Source organism: Kocuria kalidii (genome assembly GCF_044462225.1).
GTDB classification, from domain to species: Bacteria; Actinomycetota; Actinomycetes; order Actinomycetales; family Micrococcaceae; genus Kocuria; species Kocuria kalidii.
In genome coordinates this window covers 1-24,348 of the sequence record NZ_JBISWJ010000042.1, presented here as the reverse complement: position 1 = coordinate 24,348, position 24,348 = coordinate 1, and the positions used below count along the sequence as shown (strand labels likewise).

The window sequence follows — 24,348 nt, the reverse complement described above, 5'->3', positions numbered from 1 at the left end:
CCGACAACTCCCGGCACCCGTCGTCGTCGCTTGGCGGCGGTGGGTGCCGGGGCGGTCGCCTCGGTGTCCCTGCTCGCGGCAGCGGCGGTCACCGCTCTCCCGGATGCCGGGGAGCCGCCGACCGCGAGATCCCTGGCGGCGGGGCCGTACCAGGGCGAGGACGCGGTGCCGGCACTCGCCGACCTCGACCGCCCGGTCTCCGCGCCGGGCCCGGCGCAGCCCGCCGCGTCCCCCGCGGAGATCCCGGTCGCACCGGCCACCCAGGCCCCCGCCGAGACGGTCCCCCCGCCGGTGCGGGTGGTGGTGGACGGGTCCCCGATCGACATGCCGGTGGTTCCGGTGGGGATCGAGGACAACGGGGCCATGACCATCCCGGACAACCACGTGGAGCTCGGCTGGTACCGGTACGGACCGGCCCCCGGCGCGGACGAGGGGGCCGTGGTCGTCGCCGGCCACGTCGACACCCTCACCGAGGTCACACCGATGGCGCAGCTGCAGGACGTGCCCGCCGGGGCGGAGATCAGGGTGGAGCGCGCGAACGGCAGCGTCCAGCGCTACCGCACCGAGTCCGTCCGGCACATCCACAAGGGGTCCCTCGCGGACGCGGACCTCTTCCGCCGCACCGGCGAGCCCGTGCTCCACCTCGTGACGTGCGGCGGGGAGTGGCTCGAGGAGACCGGGGACTACGAGGACAACGTGGTGCTGAGAGCGGTTCCGGTGCCCTAGAGCGGTGGAGGGGGCGAGGCGCATGACCGGATGGCCGGTGTCCACTAGGCTGGGCAGGACGCAGACGGCCGGGCGACACCAGCTCGCCCGCCACGACGACGCCAGGCCCACGAGGAGCCACCACACGATGCCGACGCCGCCCCCGGAATGGGGACCCGAGCTCGACACCGCGTTCGCCGCGGGGGACGAGCAGGCCCTGAGTGCCGCGTACCGGCACTGCGCCGGGGTCATCCGGGGACTCGCCGTCCGGGCCCTGCGCGACGACACGGGCGCCGACGACGTGGTGCAGGAAGTCTTCATCCGGGCGTGGAAGTATCGTTCCGGATACCGCCCCGAGCACTCCTCGACCCCCGCCTGGCTCATCGGCATCGCGCGCAACTGCATCGCCGACGCCGCGAGGACCGCCGGCCGGGACGCGGAGAGGCGTCAGGCGGATGCCGCCCGCTCGGACCGGGAACCGCGGCACGAGGAGTCGGACCTGCTCGTGGACCGGCTCGTGGTCCGGGCGGAGGTCGAACGGCTCGGACCCCCCCGGTCGACGATCATGGCGCTGGCGTTCTACGAGGAGCTCACGCACCAGCAGATCGCGCAGCACCTGGACCTGCCCCTCGGCACGGTCAAGAGCCACCTGAGGCGCGGCCTCACGAACCTACGGACACGATTGGGAGACGGTCATGGCACACCTGAGTGAGGAGTCGTTGACGCTCCTGGCTCTGGGTGAGGCCCGGGACCCCCAGATCGAGGAGCACCTCGCCGCCTGCCCGCAGTGCGCGGCCGAGCTCGAGGCCCTCGAGCACGTCGTGCACGCCGGCCGTGCCGGTCAGCCCACCCCGGCGGGACCCGGACCGCACGTCTGGGCCGCGATCCACGCCGAGCTGGGCCTGTCCGACGCGGTCGCGGCCGATCCGCTCGAGGCCTCCCGGCACAGCGGTGGGGCCGACGTCCCCGGAACGTCCCGCGAGGACCTCCCCGGCCCCGTCCCCGACTCGGCCTACCCCGCGGCGGGGCCGCCGGCCGACGGCGGGCGCCGCGACGGGGCGACCGTCGTCGACCTCGACGCCCGCCGGCGGCGGCCCCGCCGCGGGGTGCCGCTCCCGCTCGCGGCCGCCGCGGCCGCCGCGGCCATGGTGCTGGGCGGTGTCTCGGTCTGGGGCGCGCAGCGGCTCGGCCTCGAACCGGACCCCACGGTGCTGGCCACCGCCGCGCTGGAGCCGCTGGAGGGCTACACCGCCCGCGGCTCCGCCGAGGTGGACGAGCGGCCGGACGGGACCCGTCAGCTGGTGGTGCGCACCGATCCCGCCGACGTGGACGGGTTCAAGGAGGTCTGGCTGCTCGCGCCCGACGCGCAGCGGATGGTGAGCCTCGGGGTGATGGCGGGTGACGAGGCCGCGTTCGTGCTGCCCGAGAACCTCGACGTCGGGGAGTTCCCGGTCGTGGACGTCTCGAACGAGCCGATCGACGGCGACCCGACGCACTCGGGGGACTCGATCGTGCGCGGCGTCCTGGAGGCCTGAGCGCGCTCCGGCCGCCTCAGGACAGGGCTCTCCCGAGGGCAGCGCCCCCGAGCAGAGCCCTCCTCGGCGCATGGCCCTCAGAGCAGGGCCGAGGTCAGCCGTGCCACGTTGTCGACGTACTTGCGCCACAGCGGCCGCCGGTTCCACGCGTCGAAGTCCAGGAGCGTGCTGGCCTCGTGGAACTCGGCGACCACCGCGTCCATCCGCCGCCGGAAGGCCCGGTCCGCGATGAACACCGAGACCTCCAGGTCGAGGGCGAACGAGCGCTCGTCCATGTTGGAGGAGCCGATCACGGACACGTAGTCGTCCACGAGCACGAACTTGGCGTGCAGCACCGTGGGGGAGCGGTACCGGTAGATCTTCACGCCCGCCTCGACGAGCTCCTGGTAGTAGGAGTTCTGGGCGTGGTGGGCGAGGAAGTGGTCCGAGGTCTCGCCCACGAACAGCTGCACGTCCACCCCGGACTGGGCCTCGGTGGTCAGCGCGTGCATCAGCGACTCGTCCGGCACGAAGTACGGGCTGGCGATGACGATCTGCTCGTTCGCGTTGTAGATCAGGTGGTTGAACAGGCGCAGGTTGTTCTCCGTCTGGAACCCCGGGCCGGAGGGCACGACCTGGGCGAAGACCGGCCCCCGGGTGTCGTGGAGGTCACGGGTGGCCTCGTCGAGGAGGAGGTCGCCGGTCTCGGAGTACCAGTCGCTCGTGAAGAGGGCGTTGAGCTCGGCGACGACCGGGCCGGTGCACTCGATCATCAGGTCCTTCCACTCGAGGCCCTTCCGGCGGTTCCTGCGCTTGTTGTAGGAGCGGTGGATGATGTTCTGCGAGCCGGTGTAGGCGAGGTTGCCGTCCACCACGAGGATCTTGCGGTGGTTGCGCAGGTCGGGCCGCTGCCACTCGCCCTTCCAGGGCCGGACGGGCAGCATGCGCTGCCACGGCAGCCCGGCCTCGTCGAAGCGCGCGATCATCTGCCGGTACCCGGGGTAGCCCACGGAGCCGAGGTGGTCGATGAGCACCCGCACCCGCACCCCCCGTCGGTGGGCGCGCACCAGGGCCTCCAGCAGGGGGCGCGACGCGTCGTCGATGGCCACGATGTAGAACTCGAAGTGGACGTAGTCCTGCGCCCGGTCCACCGAGGCCGCCATGACCCGCATGGCGTCGTGGTTGTCGGTGAGGATCTCGATGGAGTTGCCCCCGACCATCGGCAGGGAGCCGAGCTTGTAGTTCAGCGCCGCGGTGGAGTCGACCCACTCGGGCAGCGCCTGGTCGGGATTGCCCAGGAGGTGCAGCGCCGGCGTGTTCTCGCGGATGACGTCGTTCATCTTCGCCTGCCTCGCCATCCGCTTCTTCGGGAGCTTCGCGGAGCCGATGGCCATGAACAGCAGGATCCCGAGGTAGGGCAGCAGGAAGATCGCGAGCAGCCAGGCCAGGGCCACGGAGGGCCGCCGGTTGTGGGGGATCCAGCCCAGGGCCACCAGGTTGATCAGGAAACCGAGCACCAGTGCCACGCCCGTCGCGGTCTCGGGGAGGAGGTCCGCGGGGATGTGGTTGAGCGGGAACGGGGCCGGGTTCACGTCGTCAGTCTAGGGTCCGGGGAACTCGCCGCCGCCCGGCCTACGCGGGGCGCGGCAGGAAGTACTCGGTCTCGAGACCCGGGGTCCCGCGCCGGACGAAGCCCGCGGCCACGAGCACCTGCTCGGCCGGGGCGTTGTCCTCGGGCACGCTCGCCCGGATGCCGGTGACGGCGGGGTCCCTGAACGCGACACCCCGCAGCGCGGTCACGGCCTCCTGCGCGTACCCCCGGTTCCGGCGGCCCGCGGCGAGGGATCCCACGATCTCGAGCTCGTCGTCGATCGGGGGACCCACGAACCCGGCCGTGCCGACGACCTCCCCCGTCGACTTCTCCACCACGGCCAGCCGCGCGTACACGGACTCCGTGAAGAAGTAGCCCCCGGCCATGAGGGACTCCCGCGCGAAGTCCATGTCCTCGGCGCTCGGGAATCCGTGGGCGAAGTGCGCCACCGCCTCGCCCGCCGCGACGGCGTCGAGCTCCTCGGCGGTGAAGGGGCGGAGCAGGAGCCGTTCCGTCTCCAGGACGGGGGCGGAGCGCAGGGCCTCGAGATCTTCAGTCATGCTGGTGCTGCTTTCTGCATGCGCGGGGTGCGCGGGGCCGACAGTGGGCGGAAGGGGTCCGGGAAGGACGGACACGGTCCGGCGGGGGACCGGCGCTCGGGGGTCAGCCGAAGTGCTTCGGCAGGGTGCCCTCGTGCGCCGCGCGGAGCTCGTCCAGGCCGAGCCCGAACTCGCTCTGCACGTCCAGCGCGCGGTTCTCGGTGTCCACCACGCCGATCCGCGTGTGCGGGTAGGACCGCATGGTGCACATGTCCTTGAACCGTACTTCCTCGCTGCGCGGCACGGCCACGACGGCCCGTCCCTGGGTCTCGGAGAAGAGCATCGTGAAGAGGTCCACACCGTCCCGGTCGCACACCTCGCCCAGCCCGATGCGGGCTCCGACGTCGAAGCGCAACGCCATCTCGGCGAGGGTCGCCGCGAGGCCGCCCTCCGCGACGTCGTGCGCGGCGTCGATCATGCCGTCGCGGGACATGTTGATCAGCAGGTCGCCGAGCAGCTTCTCCCGGGCGAGGTCCACGGCCGGGGGAAGACCGCCGAGGTGCCCGCGCAGGTTCGCCCACTCGGAGCCGTCCAGCTCGTCCCGGGTGGTGCCGAGCAGGTAGATCGCCTGGCCGTCCTCGCGCCAGCCCGAGGGGGTGCGGCGTCGGACGTCGTCCAGCACGCCCAGCACCGCCACCACGGGGGTGGGATGGATGGCCACGCCGCCGGTCTGGTTGTAGAGGGACACGTTGCCGCCCGTCACGGGCACGCCCAGTTCCCGGCAGCCGTCGGCGAGCCCGCGCACGGCCTCGGCGAACTGCCACATGGTCTCCGGGTCCTCGGGAGAGCCGAAGTTCAGGCAGTCCGAGACGGCCGCGGGGCGGGCGCCGGCGGTCGCCACGTTGCGGTAGGCCTCGGCCAGGGCCAGCTGCGCACCGGCGTACGGGTCCAGGAAGGCGTAGCGGCCGTTGCAGTCGGTGGACAGCGCCACCCCGAGGCCGGTCTCCTCGTCCACCCGGACCACACCGGCGTCGTCGGGCATCGCCATCGCGGTGTTGCCCTGCACGTAGCGGTCGTACTGGTCGGTGACCCAGTTCTTGGCGCACAGGTTCGGCGAGGCCATCAGCTCGAGGACGGCGTTCCTGAGCTCCGCGCCCGAGGGCCGCCCGGCATCGGCCGGGGACCCGGGGAAGCGGTCCGCCTGGAGCCGGTCCTGGTCCGCGGGGCGGGTGTACGGGCGGTCGTAGACAGGACCCTCGTGGGCGACGGTGCGGGGGTCGACGTCGACGATGACCTCGTCGTCCCACTCGATCACGAGCCGTCCCGTGCCGGTGACCTCGCCGATCCAGGAGTGCTCGACGTCCCACTTGTCCAGCACGGCCTCGAAGGCGGCGGCCTTCTCCGGGGTCACGACCGCCATCATGCGCTCCTGGGACTCCGACATGAGGATCTCGCCCGGGGTCAGGGTGGGATCGCGCAGCAGCACCCGGGTGAGGTCCACGTGCATCCCGCCCTCGCCGTTGGAGGCCAGCTCCGAGGTGGCGCACGAGATCCCCGCGGCACCCAGGTCCTGGATGCCCTCCACGAGGGAGCCCTTGAAGAGCTCGAGGCAGCACTCGATGAGCACCTTTTCCGCGAACGGGTCGCCCACCTGGACGGCCGGCCGCTTGGAGGGCTTGGCGTCGTCGAAGGACTCGGAGGCGAGCACGGAGGCGCCGCCGATGCCGTCGCCGCCCGTGCGGGCGCCGAACAGGACCACCCTGTTGCCGACGCCGGAGGCGTTGGCCAGGCGGATATCCTCGTGCCGCATCACGCCCACCGCCAGGGCGTTGACGAGCGGGTTGCCCTGGTAGACGGAGTCGAAGACCACCTCGCCGCCGATGTTGGGCAGGCCCAGGGAGTTGCCGTAGCCGCCCACGCCCGCGACCACGCCGTGGACCACGCGCGCGGTGTCCGGGTGGTCGATCGCGCCGAAGCGCAGCGGGTCCATGACCGCCACGGGGCGGGCGCCCATCGAGATGATGTCCCGCACGATCCCGCCCACGCCCGTGGCCGCGCCCTGGTAGGGCTCCACGTAGGACGGGTGGTTGTGGGACTCGATCTTGAAGGTCACGGCCCAGCCGTCCCCGAGGTCGGTGACACCGGCGTTCTCGCCGATGCCGACCAGCAGGTCCTTCTGCATCTCCTCGGTGACCTTCTCGCCGAACTGTCGCAGGTGGACCTTGGAGGACTTGTAGGAGCAGTGCTCGGACCACATGACCGAGTACATCGCCAGCTCGGCGGCGGTGGGGCGGCGGCCGAGGATCCTCTTGATCTCCTCGAACTCGTTGTCCTTGAGCCCCAGCGCGGCCCAGGGCAGCTCGGTGTCGGGCGTGGCCGTCGCGTGCTCGACGGTGTCCAGGTTGAAGTGCTTGTCGCTCATGGAGTGTTCTGTGTCCCTTACTTGACCAGTGCCTTGAGGGCGGAGACGAACAGGCCCAGCCCGTCCGTGCCGTCGCGCATGCCGACCTCGCCGAGGGCGGAGGAGTCCGCGCCGAAGCCGGGCTCGACCGCGTGCTCCGGGTGGGGCATGAGGCCCACCACGTTGCCGCGGTCGTTGGAGATCCCGGCGATGTCCCGCCGGGAGCCGTTCGGGTTCACCCCCAGGTAGCGGAACACCACACGGCCCTCGGCCTCGAGCGCGTCGAGGGTCCTCTCGTCCGCCACGTACTGCCCGTCCTGGTTCTTGAGCGGGACCACGATCTCCTGGCCCTGCTCGAACTCGGTGGTCCACACCGTCGCGTTGTTCTCCACACGCAGCCGCTGGTCCCGGCACAGGAACTTCAGGCCCTCGTTCTTGATCATCGACCCCGGCAGGAGGTGCGACTCGGTGAGCACCTGGAAGCCGTTGCAGATCCCGAGGACCGGCAGCGGGGAGGACCCGGAGGTGCCCGCGGCGTTCGCCCCTCCGACGATCCTGTCCATGAGCGGCGCGAACCGGGCGATGGCCCCGGCGCGGAGGTAGTCGCCGTAGGAGAAGCCGCCGGGCAGGATCACGGCGTCGACGCCCTGCAGGTCCTCGTCGGCGTACCAGAGGGGGACGGGGGTGCCGCCGGCGAGCACGACGGCCCGCGCCGCGTCCCGGTCGTCGAGGGTGCCGGGGAAGGTCACGACGCCGACGCGGGCGCCGGCGAGAGCGGCGTCCGGCGCGGGGCCGGAGAGGTCCGCGATCAGCGGGGTCTCGGGGCCGGGCATGCTCAGTTCTCCTCGGTCTCGTCGAGGACGGCCACGCGCACGACGTCCTCGATCACGGGGTTGGACAGCAGCTTCTCGGCCGCCTCGCGGGCCTGCGCCAGCGCGTCCTCGGTGACCTCGCCGTCGACCGTCAGCTCGAAGCGCCTGCCCTGGCGGACGCCCGCGAAACCGTCCAGGCCGATGCGGGGCAGCTCGTTGGCGATCGCCTTTCCCTGCGGGTCGAGGATCTCGGGCTTGGGCATGACGTCGACAACAATGCGGGCCATCGGGGAACTCCTGAGGATCGAGCAGCGGGCCGGGATCCGGCGAACGGGGATCATTCTATCGGTTCGGACACGGCCGTCCGGCCGCACCGCAGCACGGTCCGGGAGTGTGCTGCGCGCTGCGCACGACCGGTCCGGGACCGAGCGGGAGGGGGTCGGTCGGGAGGGGACCGATCGGGGCCGGACCTGGCCCGGGCGGGTGCCGGAGGTGCACGCTGGAGGAAGAGGTGCGAGGGCGCACGAGCAACAGGAGCGCGACATGGACGCGAGGACCGGCCCCGGCGGCATCACCCGACGAGCCGTCCTGGGGGTGGCGGGGGCAGCGGCGGCGGGCCGCATGGCGTCGGGACCCGCGGCGGCGCAGGAGGACACGGCCGCTGCGGGGCTCCTGCCCTCGACCACCCACCAGGTGGGCCCCTTCCTCCTGCGCCTGCGGACCGGTGCTGCACCGGCCCTGCGGATCTCCCACCGTGCGGAGCCGGACCGGGTGCTGTGGCAGGGCCCGGCGTCCGGCGGATTCCTCCAGGCGGGCACGGCGGAGACGGTCGTCGAGCAGAACACGACGGCGGCCGGCGGGTTCACCGTCGGCGACCGGCTGATGGTGCGCCATGCGCGGCAGAGCGTCACGTCGGCCACCCTGCGCGCGGGGTCCCTCGTCCTGGAGGGGACCCTGACCAGCGTCCCCGGCACCGCGATCGGCTACACGATGACGTTCTCCGGGGCCGGGCCCCGCCGGTTGCGGTTCCGGGTCCGGCTGGCGTCGACGGCGCAGGTCGAGGCCAACCGGATCTTCCTGCGGTACGCCTCCGACGCCACGGAGGCGTTCTGGGGCTTCGGCGCGCAGATGACCCATCTCGACCAGAAAGGGCGGCTCCTGCCCGTTCTGGTGCAGGAGCAGGGCGTCGGCCGCGGACTGCCGGTCGTCACCCAGCTCGTGAGCCTCCTGTACGGCCCCAGGACCGCCGGGAACTGGGCCACGACCTCGATCTCGGTGCCGCAGTACCTGACCAGCCACAACCGCTCGCTGCTGCTGGAGAACACCGAGTACTGCGTGTTCGACCTGCGGGACGACGACCTGGTCGAGGTGGAGAACTTCACGGCCGACCTGACCGGGCAGATCGTCTACGGCCGCACGCCGCTGGAGCTGATCGAGACCTGCACCGAGGTCACCGGGCGGATGCGGGCGCTGCCCGACTGGCTCCACGACGGCGCGGTCGTCTGCGCGCAGGGCGGGACGGCCAAGGTGGCAGGGCTCGCCGCCACGCTGGCCGAGGCGCAGGTGCCGGTCGCCGCGTTCTGGGTGCAGGACTGGGGCGGCGTGAACACCACCGACCTGGGGGAGCAGGTGCAGTGGAACTGGGTGCTCGACACCCGGCACTACCCGGACTGGGGCGAGCTCAGGGAGACGATCGGCGAGCGCCTCGGGGCGAGGGTGGTGCTGTACGTCAGCCCCTTCCTCACCGACCTCCCCGGGTACGACCAGCTCTACACGGAGGCCGCACGAGCGGGCTACCTGGTGAGGAACCAGCAGGGCGACGTCTACCGGATCAGGAACTCCACCTTCACCGCCGGCCTCCTCGATCTGTCCGACCCCGCGGCCCGGGCGTGGATCAAGGCCACGATCCAGAGCAACCTCGTGGGCAGCGGTGCCGTCGGATGGATGGCCGACTTCGGCGAGGCCCTTCCGTTCGACGCCGTGCTGCACGACGGGGCCGACCCCATGGAGTGGCACAACCGGTATCCGGTGGAGTGGGCCCGGATCAACCGCGAGGTGATCGACGAGGCGGGCCTGGGCACCGAGGGGCTCTTCTTCAACCGTTCCGGCCACCTGCACAGTCCCGGCCTCTCGACCCTGTTCTGGATGGCCGACCAGATCCAGTCGTGGGACGCCCACGACGGGCTGAGGTCGGCGATCACCGGGGCCCTGTCGAGCGGGATGTCCGGCTTCAGCCTCACCCACAGCGACATCGGCGGCTTCACCCCCATCGGTTCGACGCTGCCGGGCACCGGCGTCGAGGTCTCACTGCTCCGGCGCTCGAAGGAGCTGCTGCTGCGCTGGGCGGAGTACAGCGCGTTCACCCCGGTGATGCGCACGCACGACGGCATCGACCCGGCCGCCGCGTGGCAGATCGACCAGGACGGGGACACGCTCGCCGCCTTCCGGCACTGCGTGCAGATGTACCGGGCGTGGGCGCCCTACCGGCGCCGGCTGGTGGACGAGGCCGCCCGGACGGGCCACCCGGTGATGCGGGCCCTGGCCCTGCACCATCCCCACGATCCGGTGGCCGCCCGCCAGCAGTTCCAGTACCTCCTGGGCGATGCCGTGCTCGTCCACCCCGTCACCGAACCGGGCATCACCGAGGCGCAGGTGTACCTTCCCGCGGGGACGTGGACGCACGTCTGGACGAACCGGCGGTATGCGGGCCCGGGCCACGCGACCGTCCCGGCGCCGCTCGGCCGTCCCCCCGTCTTCCTGCGCGCCGGCGCGCGCGACGCCGGCGGGCTGTCCTCGGCACTGCGACGGCTGGTGCAGGAGGACCGAGGTGCGACCGAGTGACATCGGACGCCGGACCGGACCACTCCGACCGGCCCTCCGGGACCGGTGGGTCCCGGCCGCCGACCCGGTCCGGGACGTCCCGGGCGAAATACCGGCCGATCCCGGGGGGCCGTGGTCCCATGGGGAGCATGAGCAGCATGTCCGAGCCCACGGGCACCGGTCCCGGCGACGCACGGCTGGTCCCGTTCTACCGCCGGGCGCTGACCCTGCTGGGTGCGGGCGTCGTCCTCGGCGCGCTGACCGAGCTGGCGATGCTGCGGCACTGGCAGGGACCCGCCCAGCTGGTCCCGTGGGCGGTGCTGGCCGTGCTGCTGCTCGCCGCCGCGGCGTGGCTGGTGCGGCGCACCGCCGGAACGGCCCGCACCGTGCAGGTCGCCGCCGTCGTCTCCGTGCTGGGCAGCGCCTACGGCGTCTACGAGCACGTCCTGGCGAACCTGCGGGCGGGACCGCTGGATCCGCGGTACGCCGGGGTCTGGGACTCGATGTCGGTCCCGGCCCAGCTGTGGGCGGCGACCAGCGGGGCCGTCGGGCCGTCCCCCGTGCTCGTGCCCGGGACCATGGGGCTGGCCGGGGTGCTGCTCTGGCTGGCCGTCTTCCGGTGGGGGCGCGGGGCCGGCTGAACCCGGCCCGCCGGGCCGCCCTCCGGAGTCCGCCGAGCTCACCGGTTGTCCCAGCGCCGCGGATCCATGCCGTCGTGCCGGGTCGGCGCGGTGCGGCCGGCGGAGGACCGGGCGGACGGGCGGGACGCGACAACCCGACCCCGGCCGCATAAAGTGGCCTGCGTGCTGATCCCCGGGTGCGGCCCGGTGGACGGTGCCTGCACCGTCCCGAGCCCCAGACCGCGGAAGGACCGCACCGTGAGCCAGCCAGAACACCGCGTGAGCGCCCGATCCCGGCCCGTCGTGACGCTGGACGACCTGCCGCCCCGCCGGGACGGCTACGTGGAGCTGCGCTCCTACGCGGCCATCGGCGACGGCCGGACGGTGGCGCTGGTGGCCCACGACGGGTCCGTGGACTGGTACCCCGTTCCGGACCTCGACTCCGCGCCGGCCTTCGCGCGGCTGCTCGACGCCGACCACGGCGGCTGCGTGGAGCTGTCCCCGGCCGGCCCGTCCGAGGTCAGCCGCGGCTACGTGCCGGGGACGAACGTCCTGCAGACCACCTACACCACCGCCGGCGGAGTCGTGCGGGTCACCGACTCCCTGAACGTGGGCTCGACCGGGCTGCTGCCGTGGAACGAGCTCGCCCGCACGGTCGAGGGGGTCTCGGGCGAGGTGCCCATGACGTGGCGGGTCACGCCCGGGACCATGTTCAACACCGTCTCCCCGTGGATCCAGGACACCGAGCAGGGGCCGGTGCTGCGGGTGGACCGGGTCTCCCTCGGCGTCCGCTCGGAGGCCGTCGGCGAGTGCACGGTGGGCGACCAGGAGATCTCCGGGTGCTTCACCACCGGACCGGGCACGGAGCACCTGCTCGCGATCGTCTCCACGCACAGCGAGCCCCTGCGCCTGCCCTCCCCGGCGAGCATCCGCAAGAACACGGAGCTCACGCTGGACCTGTGGCGGCGGTGGACCGATCTGCTCGACTACGACGGGCCGTACCGGGCCGAGGTCGAGCGCAGCGCCCTGACGCTGAAGCTGCTCAGTCACGACCCCTCGGGCTCCATCGCGGCGGCCGCCACCACGTCCCTGCCGGAGAACCGGGAGGGCACCAAGAACTACGACTACCGGTTCGCGTGGGTGCGCGACGCCGCCTACACCCTGCACTCCCTCATCCGGCTGGGCGAGCAGGAGGACGTGCACGCCGCCGTCTCCTGGCTGCTGCGCCTGGCCCGGGAGCAGAGCCCGCAGCTGCACGTCCTCAACCGGCTCAACGGCACGGTCCCGGACCCGGGGATGACGGTCTTCGAGGCCCCCGGCTGGCAGGGCATCGGCCCCGTGGTCGCGGGCAACGCCGCCGCCGACCAGCTCCAGCTCGGCGTCTTCGGCGACCTCTTCGACATGGTCGACCTCTACGTCGGCGGCGGCAACGTGCTCGACGCCGCGACCGGCCGGATGCTCGCCGACGTCGCGGACCTGATCTGCGACCTGTGGCGCCGCCCCGACGCCGGGATGTGGGAGCTGCCCGAGCACCGCCACTACACGAGTTCCAAGATGGGCTGCTGGCACGGCCTGGACCGTGCGGTGCACCTGGCCGACGTCGGCCAGATCCCCGGCAGCGCCGACCGCTGGCGGACCGAGCGGGACCGGATCGCCGCGTGGATCGACGACCAGTGCTGGAACGAGGAGCGCGGCGCGTACGTCTGGTACCCCGGCACGGACGAGCTCGACACGTCCGTGCTGCTGCACTCCATCAGCGGCCTGGACCGGGGTGCCCGGATGAGCTCGACCGTCGACGCCCTGCGGGAGGAGCTCGGGACCGGCCCCCTGCTCCACCGCTACAGCGGGATGCAGCACGAGGAGGGGGCGTTCGTCGCCTGCTCGTTCTGGGCCGTCTGCGCACTGGCCCACGTCGGCCGTCGGGAGGAGGCCGTCCGGCTCATGGACGAGATGCTCGCCCTGGGCAGCGACCTGGGTCTCTACACCGAGATGATCGACCCCGAGGACTGCTCGTTCCTCGGGAACTTCCCGCAGGCCCTGAGCCACCTGGCGCTGCTCACGGCCGCGCTCACGCTGGAGGACAGGGCCCGGTCCTGACCGGGGCGCCCGAGGGCCGCTGACCCCGGCGGTGCTGGAAGAATGGGCCCATGACCCACCGACTCCCGACGACCACCCCCGGACTGAGCGGGCGGGACGCCGAGCGCCTGGCGGAGGCCCTCGCGTCCCGCGACGTGACGATCTTCGTGGACGGCACCTCCCTGCGCCTGCCCGAGGGCGCGCGCGAGGCCGTCGTCGACCTCCTGTCCCGCCTCACCCACGGCGAGGCCGTCACGGTGACGTCCGCCGAGGAGCTGCTCACCACGTCCCAGGCGGCCGCGCTCGCCGGGATCTCCTCCACCTACCTGCGCAACCTCACGACCCAGGGGGTGATCCCCGTGCAGTACCGGGGCACGCACCGCCGGATCCGGCTGACGGACGTCCAGGCGTGGCTGGCCGGACGGGAGGCGCCGGACCCCGACGTCCCCGCCCCGAGGCCCGGCGGCTGAGTCAGCGGAACCGGGCCACGACCCAGCCGTCCACCACGTCGACCTCCGCCGCCGCCAGGTCCTTGGCGGGGTCCGGGGGCGCCTCCCGGCCGGCGGCCAGGGCCAGGCGGGATCCCACGAACCTGCCGTCGGGCGCGAAGACCCAGAAGTGGTTGGGGCACTCGAACGTCTCGGCGCGCCCGCCGGCCTCCCGGCACACGGTGGCCTGCTGGTGCGTGCAGGTGTTGCGCAGGACGTGCAGGGCGCCCCCGGCGTCGCGGGTGACCAGCACCTGGCCGTCGCGGGACGGGGCGGTCACGAAGTCGAGCGGCGCCGGCACGGCGACGGCCTCCACGATCCGCTCCCAGCCGCCCGCGGACCTCCCGGGACCGCTCACGCCGCGGCCCCGTCGGTGGTGCGCTCCGGATCGAGGACGTCGAGTGCCGCGCCGAGCCGGCGGCGCAGCGGCTCCGCGCGGCGGGCGAACTCCCGCTGCCGGCGCACGTACTCGGCCTTGCCCTCGGGGGTCTCGATCCGCACGGGCTCGAGGCCCCAGCCGGTGAGGTCGTAGGGCGCGGCCCGCATGTCCGTCTCCCGCACGTCCCACGCCAGGTCGAAGCAGTCCATCAGGAGTTCGGACGGGATCGTCGGGACGAGCTTGTACGCCCACTTGTAGAGGTCCATGGTGGCGTGCAGGCAGCCCGGCTGCTCCGTCCGGCGCTGCGTCTCCCGCGTCGGCTGCAGCTCGTTGAGCGGCACGGCCTGGGGCTGGAAGAACCGGAACGCGTCGAAGTGGGTGCACCGGATCCGCGCGGACTCCACCACGGCGTCCGTGCCCGCCGCCCCGAGGCGCAGCTCCAGCTGTTCGTGGCGGAGACCGTTCTCCTCCGAGCGGTAGGCCATCGCCCACTCGTGCAGGCCGAAGCAGCCGAAGAAGCCCCTGTTCCGCGCGTGCGCGCCCAGGACCGCCCGGGTGAAGTCCACGGCGGCGCCGCGCCGCTCCCGGAAGGAGGCGTCGTCGACCACGACCGCCCCCGCGTCCGCGCCGAGGCCGAGGGCCGCGAGCTCGGGGCCGGTGAGGGGCCGGTAGAACTTCTCCCGCTCCCGCTCGGCGGCGTCCAGCAGCACGGTGCCCGCCCCGGGGTGCCAGCGCTTCAGCTGCGCGGGCTTGAGCGTGTAGTAGGTGAACAGGAAGTCCTCGACCGGGTGCTTCGCGCCGCGGTGGCGGCGGGCCACGAAGGGGTCCGCGCAGGCCGCCGCCCGCCGTTCGTGGGCGTGCGCACGCGGTGCCCACTCCTCGCGGGGCAGGACGACGACGGGGCGGGTCACGGGACCCGTCCCGTCGTCGACGGGCCGGTGGAGCACGGCACGACGGTCAGCGGCCGGTTCCCGCGTAGACCGTGGCCTCCTCGTCGGAGTCCAGGCCGAAGGCGTGGTGCACCACGCGCACGGCCTCGTCGAGGCGCTCGGCGGCCGTGACCACCGAGATCCGCACCTCCGACGTCGAGATCATGTCGATGTTGATGTTCGCGGCCGCGAGCGCTTCGAAGAACGTGAACGTCACCCCGGGGTTCGACTTCATGCCGGCGCCCACCAGGGAGAGCTTGCCGACCTCGTCGTCGTACTCCAGGCCGGCGTAGCCGATCTTCTCCTCGGCGGCGCGGAGCAGGCTCATGGCCAGGTCGCCCTGGGACTCGTCGACCGTGAAGGAGAGGTCCGTCAGGGGGTCGTCCCCGGTGGAGATGTTCTGCACGATCATGTCCACGTTGACCTTCGCCTCGGCGAGCAGGCGGAAGATCCGGGCGGCGATGCCGGGCTTGTCCGGCACCCCGACGACGGTGACCTTCGCCTGGGTGCGGTCGTGGGCGATGCCGGCGATGAGCGGCTGTTCCAACGGGATCTCCTTCGGGGAGGTGACGGCGTCCTCGGGGCCCGGGATGACCCAGGTGCCCTCGTTGTGGCTGAAGGACGAACGGACGTGCAGCTTCACGCCGAAGCGGCGGGCGTACTCGACGCAGCGCAGGTGCAGGATCTTCGCGCCGTTGGCGGCGAGCTCGAGCATCTCCTCGCTGCTGACCACGTCCAGCTTGCGGGCCTTCGGCGCGATGCGGGGGTCGGCGGTGAACACTCCGTCCACGTCGGAGTAGATCTCGCAGACGTCGGCGTCCAGGGCGGCGGCCAGGGCCACGGCGGTGGTGTCCGAGCCGCCGCGGCCCAGGGTGGTGATGTCCCTGGTGGAGCGGTGCACGCCCTGGAAGCCGGCGATGATCGCGATGTTGCCCTGGTCGAGGGACTCGCGCACGCGCCGCGGGTTCACCTCCACGAGCAGGGCCGCGCCGTGCGCGCCGTCCGTGACCATCCCGGCCTGCGAGCCGGTGAAGGACTGCGCCGGGGCGCCCATCCCGGACACCGCCATGGCCAGCAGGGCCATCGAGATGCGCTCGCCCGCGGTGAGCAGCATGTCGAGCTCGCGGGCCGGCGGCTTGCGGGTGACCTCGTTGGCGAGGTCCAGGAGCTCGTCCGTGGTGTCGCCCATCGCGGAGACGACGACGACGACGTCGTGGCCCCGGTTGCGCGTCTCGACGATCCGCCGTGCAACGCGGCGGATGCCGTCGGCGTCCGCGACGGAGGATCCACCGAACTTCTGCACGATCAGGCTCATGGGTCCGAACTCCTGTGGTCGAGGGTGGCCGGGGCGGCATCCGGCCCCGGTCCGTGCGCCTGCTCCCCGCGGCAGGGCACCAGGACATCGTAGCGCGGGTGCGTCAGGCGACGACCGTCCGGCCCTCGAACGCCCGGCCCAGGGTCACCTCGTCGGCGTACTCGAGGTCACCGCCCACGGGAAGCCCGGAGGCCAGGCGCGTGACGCGGATCCCCAGGGTCTTGAGCATGCGGGAGAGGTAGGTGGCGGTGGCCTCGCCCTCGAGGTTCGGGTCGGTGGCGAGCACGACCTCCTGGACGGTGTCGCCGGAGAGCCGCGTCATGAGCTCGCGGATGCGCAGCTGGTCGGGGCCGATGCCCTGGATGGGGCTGATGGCGCCGCCGAGCACGTGGTACCGGCCGCGGAAGCTGCGGGTGCGCTCGATGGCCATGACGTCCTTCGACTCCTCCACCACGCAGATGACGCTGTCGTCGCGGCGGGCGTCGCGGCAGATGGCGCACTCGTCCAGCTCGGACACGTTGCCGCAGATCCGGCAGAACTTCACCTTGTCCTTGACCGCCGTCATGGCGTCGGCCAGGCGCCGGACCTCCTCCTTGTCGGCGTCGAGGAGGTGGAACGCGATCCGCTGCGCGGACTTCGGCCCGACGCCGGGCAACCGGCCCAGCTCGTCGATCAGATCCTGAACAGCGCCTTCGTACACGTTCTCCTCGATTCCCGGGCCGGTTCGCGGCCCTCTCGCTCGTCCTCGGCCACGACGTCACCGGGTGCCGGTGTCGACGGTGCCCCGGCTCCCGGGCTCACTCCCCGGTGTGGAGGTCCCGCTCCTCGATCAGCATGCCTCCGAGGAGCCGTTCGATCGCGGCGCGGCCGTAGAGGGTGGAGTCCTCGAGCGCCTCGTCGTCCGAGCTGGGCACGAAGGAGTCGTCCCATTCTACGCCGCTCTCCGGCGCGGCCGGCGGGGAGCCGGGGGCCTTCCGCCCGGCGGCGATGGCCGCGGCGTGGCGTTCGCGGAAGCTCAGCCGGGCACCGCGGTCCGCGTCGGCCTCCGGGGTCGGCTCCGGGGGCGCAGGTCGGGGAGGGGCCGGCGCGGCCGTGCTCGCGGCAGCCGCCGGGGCAGTGGTGGGCCCGGCCGGGCGTGCGGGCGGCCCCGGGGTCGCTCCGGCAGTTCTGGCGGGCTCGTGGCCGCGGTGCGGAGCACGCGCGGTCCCGGCATCGGGGTCCTGCCGTGCGGGCGGCGCCGGCCGCCACTGCTCCGGGGGCGCCTCGTCCGGATCACCGGCTCCGTCGGGGTAGGGCGGCTCGTCCGGGTACGGCGGCTCGTCCGGGTACGGGGGCTCATCGGGCGGCGGGACGTCGTCGTCGGACGGGGGGACGTCCGGGTCCCGCGGCCCGGCCGCGCCCCCGGTGGAGGCGGGGGCCGGGTGCCCGGTCGCCCCGGGGTCGGGGCGCCGCGGGCTGCGCTGCGGAGCCGACTGCGGTGCGGCCTGCCCGGGAGCCTGCGGAACGGCAGGGTTCCCGGGGGCACGCACCGGTGCCCGGTCCGCGGGGCGGTCCGGAGCCGGCTCCTCGTCGGTGCGCGGCGCCGGGGGCTGCTGGGGCGGGGACCCGGTCGGGGTCTCGGCAGATGTCTCCTCGGGGCGCGCGCCGCCCTGCGGGATGGTCGCCACGGACCAGGTGTGCACCGGCTCCTCGGCCCATGCGGGATCCGTCCACTCCGGCGGCGCGTCCGTGGCGGGCCGGCCGTGCGCGGTCCACGGGTCCTGTCCGTCGCGGGCCCCGGTCCGGGACGGCGCGTCCCCGTCCGGCTCCGCAGCGGGTGCCGGTGCCGGGTCGTCGGTCGTGTCCGCGGCGCGGGACGGAGCCGGCCGCCCCTCCCGGCCGCGCGGACCTCCCTGCCGGTCCCGGTCCCCGGGGTCCGCGCCTCCGGCAGCCCGTGCGTCGGGTGCGGTCGGCTCGGGACGGGGCCCGCCGGCCTCGGGCCGTGGATCGTCCGGGCGACCGGGCGGGCGCGTCGACGGCGCCGGTCCGCGCGGGGTCCCGCCGCCGCGGCCGTGCCCGCCGCCCGGGGGGACGGCCTCCGCACGGCAGTCGATGCCGAGGATCTGCTGCACCGCCTGCCGCAGGTCGTCCTCGAAGCGCGGGAAGTTCATGAGGTCGCCCTCGGCGTCGAACATGATGCGCAGGACCTTGCCGTCGAAGGACTGCGGCGTCCCCCGCTGGACCGTGAACCAGGCGACCCGGCGGATGTCCGCGAGCGCGTTCACGATCTCCGGCCAGGAGGCGCGCAGCAGGTCGATCTCGTTGCCGCCCGGGTCGCTGCCGCCCGGCACGTCCCGGGCGGGTGACTGCCCCGTGCCCGCGGGCTGCTGCGTGCCGGTGGACTGTGCCGTGCCGGAGCCGTGTGCCGTGCCCGCGGGCTGCTGCGTGCCGGCGGGCTGCGCCGCCGGGGCGGGCCGTTCCCGGGCTGCGGGCTGCCCCTGCCCGCCCTGCTCCGGGACGGCCGGCGGCGTGGGGGCCGGTGCCGTCCGGTCGGCGCCCGGTGCATCCGGGTCGCGCCGGTCCGGCTCCTGGCCGCCCGGGCCGGACGCGGCCGGGCTCGGGCGCTGTGCGGTGGGGCGCTGCGCGGTGGGGGCGGTCACGGGCTCGGGGCGGGGGCGCGCCTCGCGTTCCGGGGCCGCGCCCTGGGCGGCCTCGGCGGGGACGCCCGGCGGCGCAGGAGCCGCCGGGGGCTCGTCCTGGCCGGCGGCCGGGGCGGCGGCCCGGCCGATGCTCAGGCGCCGTTCCAGGCGGTCGACTCGGGCCGTGACGCCGCGCGTGGTGTCCTCCGAGGAGGGCAGGAGGACGCGCGCGCACAGCAGCTCGAGGTGCAGCTGGGGCGAGGTGGCCCCCGTCATCTCGGTCAGAGCGGTGTTCGTGATGTCCGCGGCCCGGGACAGCTCGGCGGCCCCGAGCTGGGACGACTGGTTGCGCAGCCGGGCGATCTGGTCCTGGGGCATGCCGTGCAGGATGTTGCCCGCGGACTCCGGGACCGCGTTGACGATGATGAGGTCCCGGAACCGCTCGAGGAGGTCCTCCACGAAGCGGCGCGGGTCCTGTCCCGTCTGCACCACCCGGTCGACCGCGCGGAAGACCGTGGCGGCGTCCCCGGACGCGAAGGCGTCGACCACGTCGTCGAGCAGGGCGCCGTGGGTGTAGCCGAGCAGGGCCACGGCGAGGTCGTAGCCGATGCCCCGCTCGTCCGAGCCCGCCATGAGCTGGTCGAGCACGGACAGGGTGTCGCGCACCGACCCGGCGCCGGCACGGACCACCAGTGAGAGCACGCCCGGTGCCACCTGGACGCGCTCCTCGGCGCACAGCTGCTCGAGGTAGTGCATCAGCGGCTCGGTCGGGACCAGGCGGAAGGGGTAGTGGTGCGTGCGCGACCGGATGGTCGTGAGCACCTTGCTCGGCTCCGTGGTCGCGAAGATGAACTTGATGTGCTCCGGCGGCTCCTCGACGATCTTGAGCAGGGCGTTGAAGCCCTCGCGCGTCACCATGTGCGCCTCGTCGATGATGAAGATCTTGAACCGGTCCCGCACGGGCGCGAACGTGGCGCGCTCGCGCAGGTCACGGGCGTGGTCCACGCCGCCGTGACTGGCCGCGTCCATCTCGATCACGTCGAGCGAGCCGGCGCCGTCCCGGGCCAGGTCGCGGCAGCTGTCGCAGCGGCCGCACGGGGTGGCCGTGGGTCCTTCCGCGCAGTTGAGGCAGCGGGCCAGGATGCGGGCGGAGGTGGTCTTCCCGCAGCCGCGCGGGCCGGAGAAGAGATAGGCGTGGCTGACCCTGTCCTTGCGCAGCGCCGTCATCAGCGGTTCGGTCACGTGCTCCTGACCGATGACGTCCTCGAAGGTCTCCGGGCGATAGCGGCGGTACAGGGCGGTAGTCACAGATGACACCTTAGCGACGGAATCCGACGGGCGGGCCGGACGGGCCGGCGCTGGGGGCGCGGGCCGTCCGGGGACGAGAAGACCCCTCGCGCACCCGCCAGAGCCCATTTACCCTTGCTACCTTTCGGTCCTGGGGGAGTTCAACAGGATGACGCCACGCGAGGGGCTGTCAGGGAGTCTAGCCGATGCGGGGGGCCGGTCGAAATCCGCGGTCGTTCCCGCGGATTCGGCAATGCCCGGGGGTTCGGTTATGCTGGATCCCGCATGTCCCGGCACCGTGAGGTCGCCGCGACGTGCACGCCTGGAGGATTCGCCTAGCGGCCTATGGCGCACGCCTGGAACGCGTGTTGGGTTCACGCCCTCGGGGGTTCAAATCCCCCATCCTCCGCACCAGCAGAAAGAGCCCCGCACCGGTAGATCCTCCCGGTGCGGGGCTCTTTCTCGTGGTCCGTCCGCCGGGTGCCCCGGCGGACGCTCAGGGGCCGGCGCGACGTGCCCGGGCGCGGTGGACGGCGGTGCCGGCCGCCGCCGCGGCGACCACCGCGGACAGCCCCAGCCCCCACGCCGTCGTGGAGGAGTCCGCGGCCGGGTCCCGTGCGGGAACCCGGGTCACCGTCCCCGGCGCGATCCGGGTGAGCGTCCCCGGGGGCACCTGCTGCTGCCCGGGCTGGACCTGCGCCCGGAGCGGGGGCGCCGGCCGCAGCAGCGCACCGGAGCCGGGCCCGTGGGCCGCCGGGACGGCGGGGCCGACGACGGAGGTGTGCACCAGGTCGGCGGGCTGCGCCGCGTCCGGATCCGCGGGACGGTCCGACGGCGCGCCGGGAGCGGCGGTCTCCGGTGCACCAGCCGGTGCACCCTCCGGTGCGGTCTGCCCCCCGGGAACCGGGGCGGGCCGGTCTCCCGGCGGCGGGCCGCCGCCGTCCGGTGCGGGGGTCGCACCGGAGCCGGGGGTGGTGGCGGGGTCACCGGCCGGGCCGGTCTCCGGCGGGGGCTCCGCCGCGCCGACCGGTTCGTCGCCCTCAGGGGGCCCGGGCGCCGGGACGTCGGCGGGGGACCCTGCGACGGGCGCGGGCGGCGTGGTGGTCTCGGCGGCGTGCGCCGCCACCGGGGCGGGTGCCAGGAGGAGCAGGGCGGCCAGGGCCAGGGAGCGGACGTGCATGGGGGTGGTCTCTCCGGGGGAAGGGAGCGGGACAGGAGTACGGCGTCATCTTACGCCGTTCCTCCCCTTCGTATTTGCTAATGCAATAACCTGCTGCTGTGACGGGACGGGCTGTTCCGCCACACCTGCGGCCGCCCCCCGGCTGCGCTCCCCCCGTTCCTCTCTCCCCCCAAGAGGTCCCCGTGAAGCTGCGCTCATTCCCCCTGCCCTCCGCCGCTCTCCCCGCCGTGCTGGTCGGCGCGATACTGGCCGGAACGGTGGTCGGCACCGCCGCCCCGGCCCACGCCTCGACGACCGGCACCCCGTACGCCGCGGCCGGGGTCTCCTCCCAGTACCACCTGTACGACGACGGCGTGGACCGCTCCAGGACCGTCGGCGTGGTGTTCTACTTCGACGGCGACGGCCAGTACCACGCCCAGCGCCCCACCGCGTCGATGCTCAAAACCATGGCGGCCCGGGCCGCGGCGAGGAACATGATCCTCGTCGTCCCGGTCGCCCCGGCGAACCGATCCTGGACCGCCGACAGCGAGGCGGCCGGGGACTGGTTCCGCGCCCTCGCCGCCAGGATCGTCGCCGAGCAGCGCGTCGACCCGACCCGCGTCCACCTGGCCGGATACTCCGGCGGCGCCGAGTTCATCTCCACCGAGGTACTCTCCGACCGCGCCGGCTGGATCCGCGGCGGCGGGTCGACCCTCATCGGCGGGGGCGGCGTCTACAACGGCCGGCTCGAAAGCGTCCCGGACGCCGTGCTGAGGGCCACGGACCCCACGTGGTACGTCGGGTCCCTCGACGGCTACGGTGCCACGCAGCCGTCCACCTGGTCCGCGCTGGAGGCGGCGGGCAAGGGCGCGGCCGCCTATCAGAAGGCCGGTTTCCCCCAGGCCGACCGCGTGGTGCTGCCCGGGCTCCACCACACCGACTACGACCTCGCCGACCTGGTCGGCGACGACGTCGACCGCCTCTACTCCGGCACCGGGACCACCCTTCCCCCGGCCCCCGCCCCGACACCTGCTCCGACCCCTGCTCCCGCTCCGGCACCGGCTCCCGCTCCGGCTCCGGCACCGGCCCCTGCACCGGCCCCTGCACCGGCACCGGCTCCTGCACCGGCCCCTGCTCCTGCCCCTGCTCCTGCCCCTGCTCCTGCCCCTCAGGAGAGCACCGGGGCCAACGGCTTCACGGTCACCGGTGCGATCGGGTCCACCTGGAGAGCCCTGGGCGGGTCCTCCTGGGCGAAGCCGGTCAGCGCCCAGTACGGCTCCGGCCACGGATCGGTCTACCAGCGCTTCCTCGGCGCCGACGGCAAGGGCAGGGCGCTCTACTCGTCCGCGGCCACCGGCACCCACGCGGTGACCTACGGCGAGGCGATCGGCGACAGGTTCGCCGCCGACGGCTACGCCGGCACGTTCGGTGCGCCGATCGGCGGCGTGGCGACGCTGGCCGACGGCGGCAGCTTCCAGCTCTTCAGCGCCGGCGGCAGGCGGACCACGATCATCTTCTCGCCGGCCACCGGGGCGAGGGTCGTCAAGGAGCACACCGCCATCGGCAGGCAGTGGGCCGCGCTGGACCGCCAGCGGGGCCTGGGCTATCCCACCACGGACGAGCACCGCACCCGCACCGGCTGGTCCCAGAAGTTCACGGACGGGCGCATCGACCTCGACTCCCGCAGCGGGAAAGACACGGTGACCCGGACCTGATCTCCTCCGGCGCGCACGACGGAGGCCCCCGCAGGCCCTGGCCGACCCCCGGGGCTCCGTGGCCACGGGGCGCCGGGGCCACGCCGGTTCCCCGGCGGGGCCGGGTGCCGGGCCGACGCGCGGGGCAGGCCGCTCGACCGGCCCGGTGGGGCCCGCCCCTAGGATGAACGCATGATCTTCAAGGCCGTGGGCGACTCCCGTCCCTACCCGGACCACGGCCGCGTGACGCCGTCGGACTGGTCCGGCATCGCGCCGCGCCAGGTGCGTCTCGACCAGCTGATCACCACGAAGACGACCCTGGACCTGGCCACCCTGCTGGACGCGGACTCCACGTTCTACGGCGACCTCTTCCCGCACGTGGTCCGGTGGGACGGGGACCTCTACCTGGAGGACGGGCTGCACCGGGCGCTGCGGACCGCGCTGCACCACCGCACGGTGATGCACGCGCGCGTGCTCGACCTCGCCCCGGGAACGGGGGCGAGGTCGGGGGCCGAGCGGAGCCCGGTCAGGACGCGGCGCTGAGAGGCGGCCGCTCGGGCACGAGCGGCACGGGGTGGCCCTCGGCGTCGAACTGCGCCCCCAGGCCCTGCTGGATGAAGCGGACGGTGGAGCGGATGTGCTGCTCCCGCGCCGCCCGGTCCTGGTCGGAGTTCTGGCCCCGGTCCGCCGCCGCGGTCAGGGAGCCGTGGACCAGTGCGGCGAGCTCGGAGATGTCGCCCGCCGGCAGGTAGGCCTGGCCGATCGCGTCCCGCAGGATCGCGGCCAGCAGGCCCTGCAGCTCGCCCACGTGCTCGCCGAGCTTCTGGTAGTCCTCCGGGGAGAGGACGGTGCGCATGGTGGGGCCCGGAGGGAGGTGGCGCCGGGTGAGGTCCTCGATCTGGGCACGGATGTAGACGGCGAGCCGGTCGACCGGGTTCGCGACGCCCTCCAGATCGTGGCGGAGATCGGTCATGAACCGCTCGGTCTCGTCCAGTGCGTAGGCCACGAGCAGTTCGCCCATGTCCGCGAAGTAGTTGTAGACCGCGGTCCGACCCACGCCGGCGTTCTTCGCCACGTGCGTCATGGTCAGCCCGGTGAGGCCCTGCCGGTAGAGCAGCTGGCCGAAGGAGTCGAGGATCGCCCGCTTGGTGTTCTCCCGCTGCGCGGCGTTGGTGGCCGCTGAAATACGAGGCATGATGACACCTTATCTGTGCTTGTCACCAAATTGTGCACACTTTGTTGAGCCTTGGTGACGGTATGTCTGACTATGACACCACCTTTTCCCCGGTTTCGGCCCGCGCGGCTCCAAGGTCTCGGCAAACGTCCAGGAAACGTCCGTGCGGGACAGCGGCGACGTCTCGGATTCTCCCGAGGCCGAGTCGCAGAGGGCGGTGGCCGGCG

At 73.5% G+C, this 24,348-nt stretch carries 21 protein-coding genes, 1 tRNA gene and 1 other RNA gene; 10 read left to right on the top strand and 13 right to left on the bottom strand.

Annotated elements, in window-relative coordinates; genetic code table 11:
• The 3 genes from ACH9D3_RS06595 to ACH9D3_RS06585 all read left to right on the top strand — a co-directional run.
• Window positions 1-726: sortase domain-containing protein (locus tag ACH9D3_RS06595; RefSeq protein WP_396410319.1), on the top strand; the 726-nt coding region annotated here is incomplete at its 5' end.
• 22 nt (window positions 727-748) lie between these two features.
• The gene (locus ACH9D3_RS06590; RefSeq protein ID WP_396410318.1) at window positions 749-1,417 is read left to right on the top strand and encodes a sigma-70 family RNA polymerase sigma factor; all 669 of its coding nucleotides are present in this window, start codon (window positions 749-751) and stop codon (window positions 1,415-1,417) included.
• The gene (locus ACH9D3_RS06585; RefSeq protein ID WP_396410317.1) at window positions 1,401-2,240 is read left to right on the top strand and encodes an anti-sigma factor; all 840 of its coding nucleotides are present in this window, start codon (window positions 1,401-1,403) and stop codon (window positions 2,238-2,240) included. Before ACH9D3_RS06590 ends, ACH9D3_RS06585 begins: the two co-directional genes overlap by 17 nt.
• A gap of 77 nt (window positions 2,241-2,317) precedes the next feature.
• On the opposite strand, the gene cls is transcribed toward ACH9D3_RS06585, so the two are convergent.
• From cls to purS, 5 genes are all read right to left on the bottom strand, one after another.
• Window positions 2,318-3,811: a cardiolipin synthase gene (cls, locus tag ACH9D3_RS06580; protein ID WP_396410316.1), complete on the bottom strand. Its 1,494-nt coding sequence runs from the start codon at window positions 3,809-3,811 to the stop codon at window positions 2,318-2,320.
• Between the two features lie 40 nt (window positions 3,812-3,851).
• Complete coding sequence (locus tag ACH9D3_RS06575; RefSeq protein ID WP_396398699.1) at window positions 3,852-4,370, bottom strand: GNAT family N-acetyltransferase; 519 nt, start codon at window positions 4,368-4,370, stop codon at window positions 3,852-3,854.
• Window positions 4,371-4,473: 103 nt separating this feature from the next.
• Window positions 4,474-6,771, bottom strand: coding sequence for a phosphoribosylformylglycinamidine synthase subunit PurL (gene purL, locus ACH9D3_RS06570; RefSeq protein ID WP_396410315.1), 2,298 nt, complete (start codon window positions 6,769-6,771; stop codon window positions 4,474-4,476).
• A 17-nt stretch (window positions 6,772-6,788) separates the two neighbouring features.
• On the bottom strand, window positions 6,789-7,583 hold the full coding sequence (gene purQ / locus ACH9D3_RS06565; protein ID WP_396410314.1) for a phosphoribosylformylglycinamidine synthase subunit PurQ: 795 nt from the start codon (window positions 7,581-7,583) through the stop codon (window positions 6,789-6,791).
• Between the two features lie 2 nt (window positions 7,584-7,585).
• Entirely contained in the window at window positions 7,586-7,849 is a 264-nt protein-coding gene (gene purS / locus ACH9D3_RS06560; protein ID WP_396398696.1) for a phosphoribosylformylglycinamidine synthase subunit PurS, read from the bottom strand.
• 256 nt (window positions 7,850-8,105) lie between these two features.
• Here purS and ACH9D3_RS06555 point away from each other — a divergent pair, with 256 nt between their 5' ends.
• The 4 genes from ACH9D3_RS06555 to ACH9D3_RS06540 all read left to right on the top strand — a co-directional run bounded on the left by ACH9D3_RS06555 (window position 8,106) and on the right by ACH9D3_RS06540 (window position 13,548).
• Complete coding sequence (locus ACH9D3_RS06555) at window positions 8,106-10,403, top strand: alpha-glucosidase (RefSeq protein WP_396410313.1); 2,298 nt, start codon at window positions 8,106-8,108, stop codon at window positions 10,401-10,403.
• A gap of 128 nt (window positions 10,404-10,531) precedes the next feature.
• Complete coding sequence (locus ACH9D3_RS06550) at window positions 10,532-11,023, top strand: hypothetical protein (protein WP_396398694.1); 492 nt, start codon at window positions 10,532-10,534, stop codon at window positions 11,021-11,023.
• 237 nt (window positions 11,024-11,260) lie between these two features.
• Complete coding sequence (locus ACH9D3_RS06545; protein WP_396410312.1) at window positions 11,261-13,099, top strand: glycoside hydrolase family 15 protein; 1,839 nt, start codon at window positions 11,261-11,263, stop codon at window positions 13,097-13,099.
• Window positions 13,100-13,149: 50 nt separating this feature from the next.
• Window positions 13,150-13,548, top strand: coding sequence for a helix-turn-helix domain-containing protein (locus tag ACH9D3_RS06540; RefSeq protein WP_396398692.1), 399 nt, complete (start codon window positions 13,150-13,152; stop codon window positions 13,546-13,548).
• A gap of 1 nt (window position 13,549) precedes the next feature.
• Here the strand turns inward: ACH9D3_RS06540 and ACH9D3_RS06535 are convergent, their stop codons facing one another.
• The 6 genes from ACH9D3_RS06535 to ffs form a co-directional block, all read right to left on the bottom strand.
• Window positions 13,550-13,924 carry a Rieske 2Fe-2S domain-containing protein gene (locus ACH9D3_RS06535; protein ID WP_396398691.1) on the bottom strand — a complete coding sequence of 125 codons (375 nt, stop codon included), beginning with the start codon at window positions 13,922-13,924 and terminating at the stop codon, window positions 13,550-13,552.
• Entirely contained in the window at window positions 13,921-14,856 is a 936-nt protein-coding gene (locus tag ACH9D3_RS06530) for a 3-methyladenine DNA glycosylase (protein ID WP_396410320.1), read from the bottom strand. The genes ACH9D3_RS06535 and ACH9D3_RS06530 overlap by 4 nt, the downstream gene beginning before the upstream one ends.
• Before the next feature lie 46 nt (window positions 14,857-14,902).
• Entirely contained in the window at window positions 14,903-16,189 is a 1,287-nt protein-coding gene (locus ACH9D3_RS06525; RefSeq protein ID WP_396398690.1) for an aspartate kinase, read from the bottom strand.
• Between the two features lie 103 nt (window positions 16,190-16,292).
• On the bottom strand, window positions 16,293-16,889 hold the full coding sequence (recR, locus tag ACH9D3_RS06520; protein WP_298589693.1) for a recombination mediator RecR: 597 nt from the start codon (window positions 16,887-16,889) through the stop codon (window positions 16,293-16,295).
• A gap of 97 nt (window positions 16,890-16,986) precedes the next feature.
• On the bottom strand, window positions 16,987-20,115 hold the full coding sequence (locus ACH9D3_RS06515) for a DNA polymerase III subunit gamma and tau (RefSeq protein ID WP_396410311.1): 3,129 nt from the start codon (window positions 20,113-20,115) through the stop codon (window positions 16,987-16,989).
• Between the two features lie 74 nt (window positions 20,116-20,189).
• Window positions 20,190-20,286: signal recognition particle sRNA small type (gene ffs / locus ACH9D3_RS06510), an RNA gene on the bottom strand.
• Window positions 20,287-20,418: 132 nt separating this feature from the next.
• Here ffs and ACH9D3_RS06505 point away from each other — a divergent pair.
• Window positions 20,419-20,503 (top strand) — tRNA-Ser (locus ACH9D3_RS06505).
• Window positions 20,504-20,590: 87 nt separating this feature from the next.
• Here ACH9D3_RS06505 and ACH9D3_RS06500 read toward each other — a convergent pair.
• A complete protein-coding gene (locus ACH9D3_RS06500) occupies window positions 20,591-21,274 on the bottom strand; it encodes a hypothetical protein (RefSeq protein ID WP_396410310.1) in 684 nt (227 codons plus the stop codon).
• A 182-nt stretch (window positions 21,275-21,456) separates the two neighbouring features.
• On the opposite strand from ACH9D3_RS06500, the gene ACH9D3_RS06495 reads away from it, so the two are divergent.
• Together ACH9D3_RS06495 and ACH9D3_RS06490 are read left to right on the top strand one after the other, a co-directional pair.
• Window positions 21,457-22,968, top strand: a complete 1,512-nt coding sequence (locus tag ACH9D3_RS06495) for a hypothetical protein (protein ID WP_396410309.1) — start codon at window positions 21,457-21,459, stop codon at window positions 22,966-22,968.
• A gap of 171 nt (window positions 22,969-23,139) precedes the next feature.
• A complete protein-coding gene (locus ACH9D3_RS06490; RefSeq protein WP_396398686.1) occupies window positions 23,140-23,490 on the top strand; it encodes a type II toxin-antitoxin system VapB family antitoxin in 351 nt (116 codons plus the stop codon).
• On the opposite strand, the gene ACH9D3_RS06485 is transcribed toward ACH9D3_RS06490, so the two are convergent.
• Window positions 23,474-24,142: a TetR/AcrR family transcriptional regulator gene (locus ACH9D3_RS06485; protein WP_396398685.1), complete on the bottom strand. Its 669-nt coding sequence runs from the start codon at window positions 24,140-24,142 to the stop codon at window positions 23,474-23,476. The genes ACH9D3_RS06490 and ACH9D3_RS06485 overlap by 17 nt on opposite strands.
• Between the last annotated feature and the right edge of the window lie 206 nt (window positions 24,143-24,348).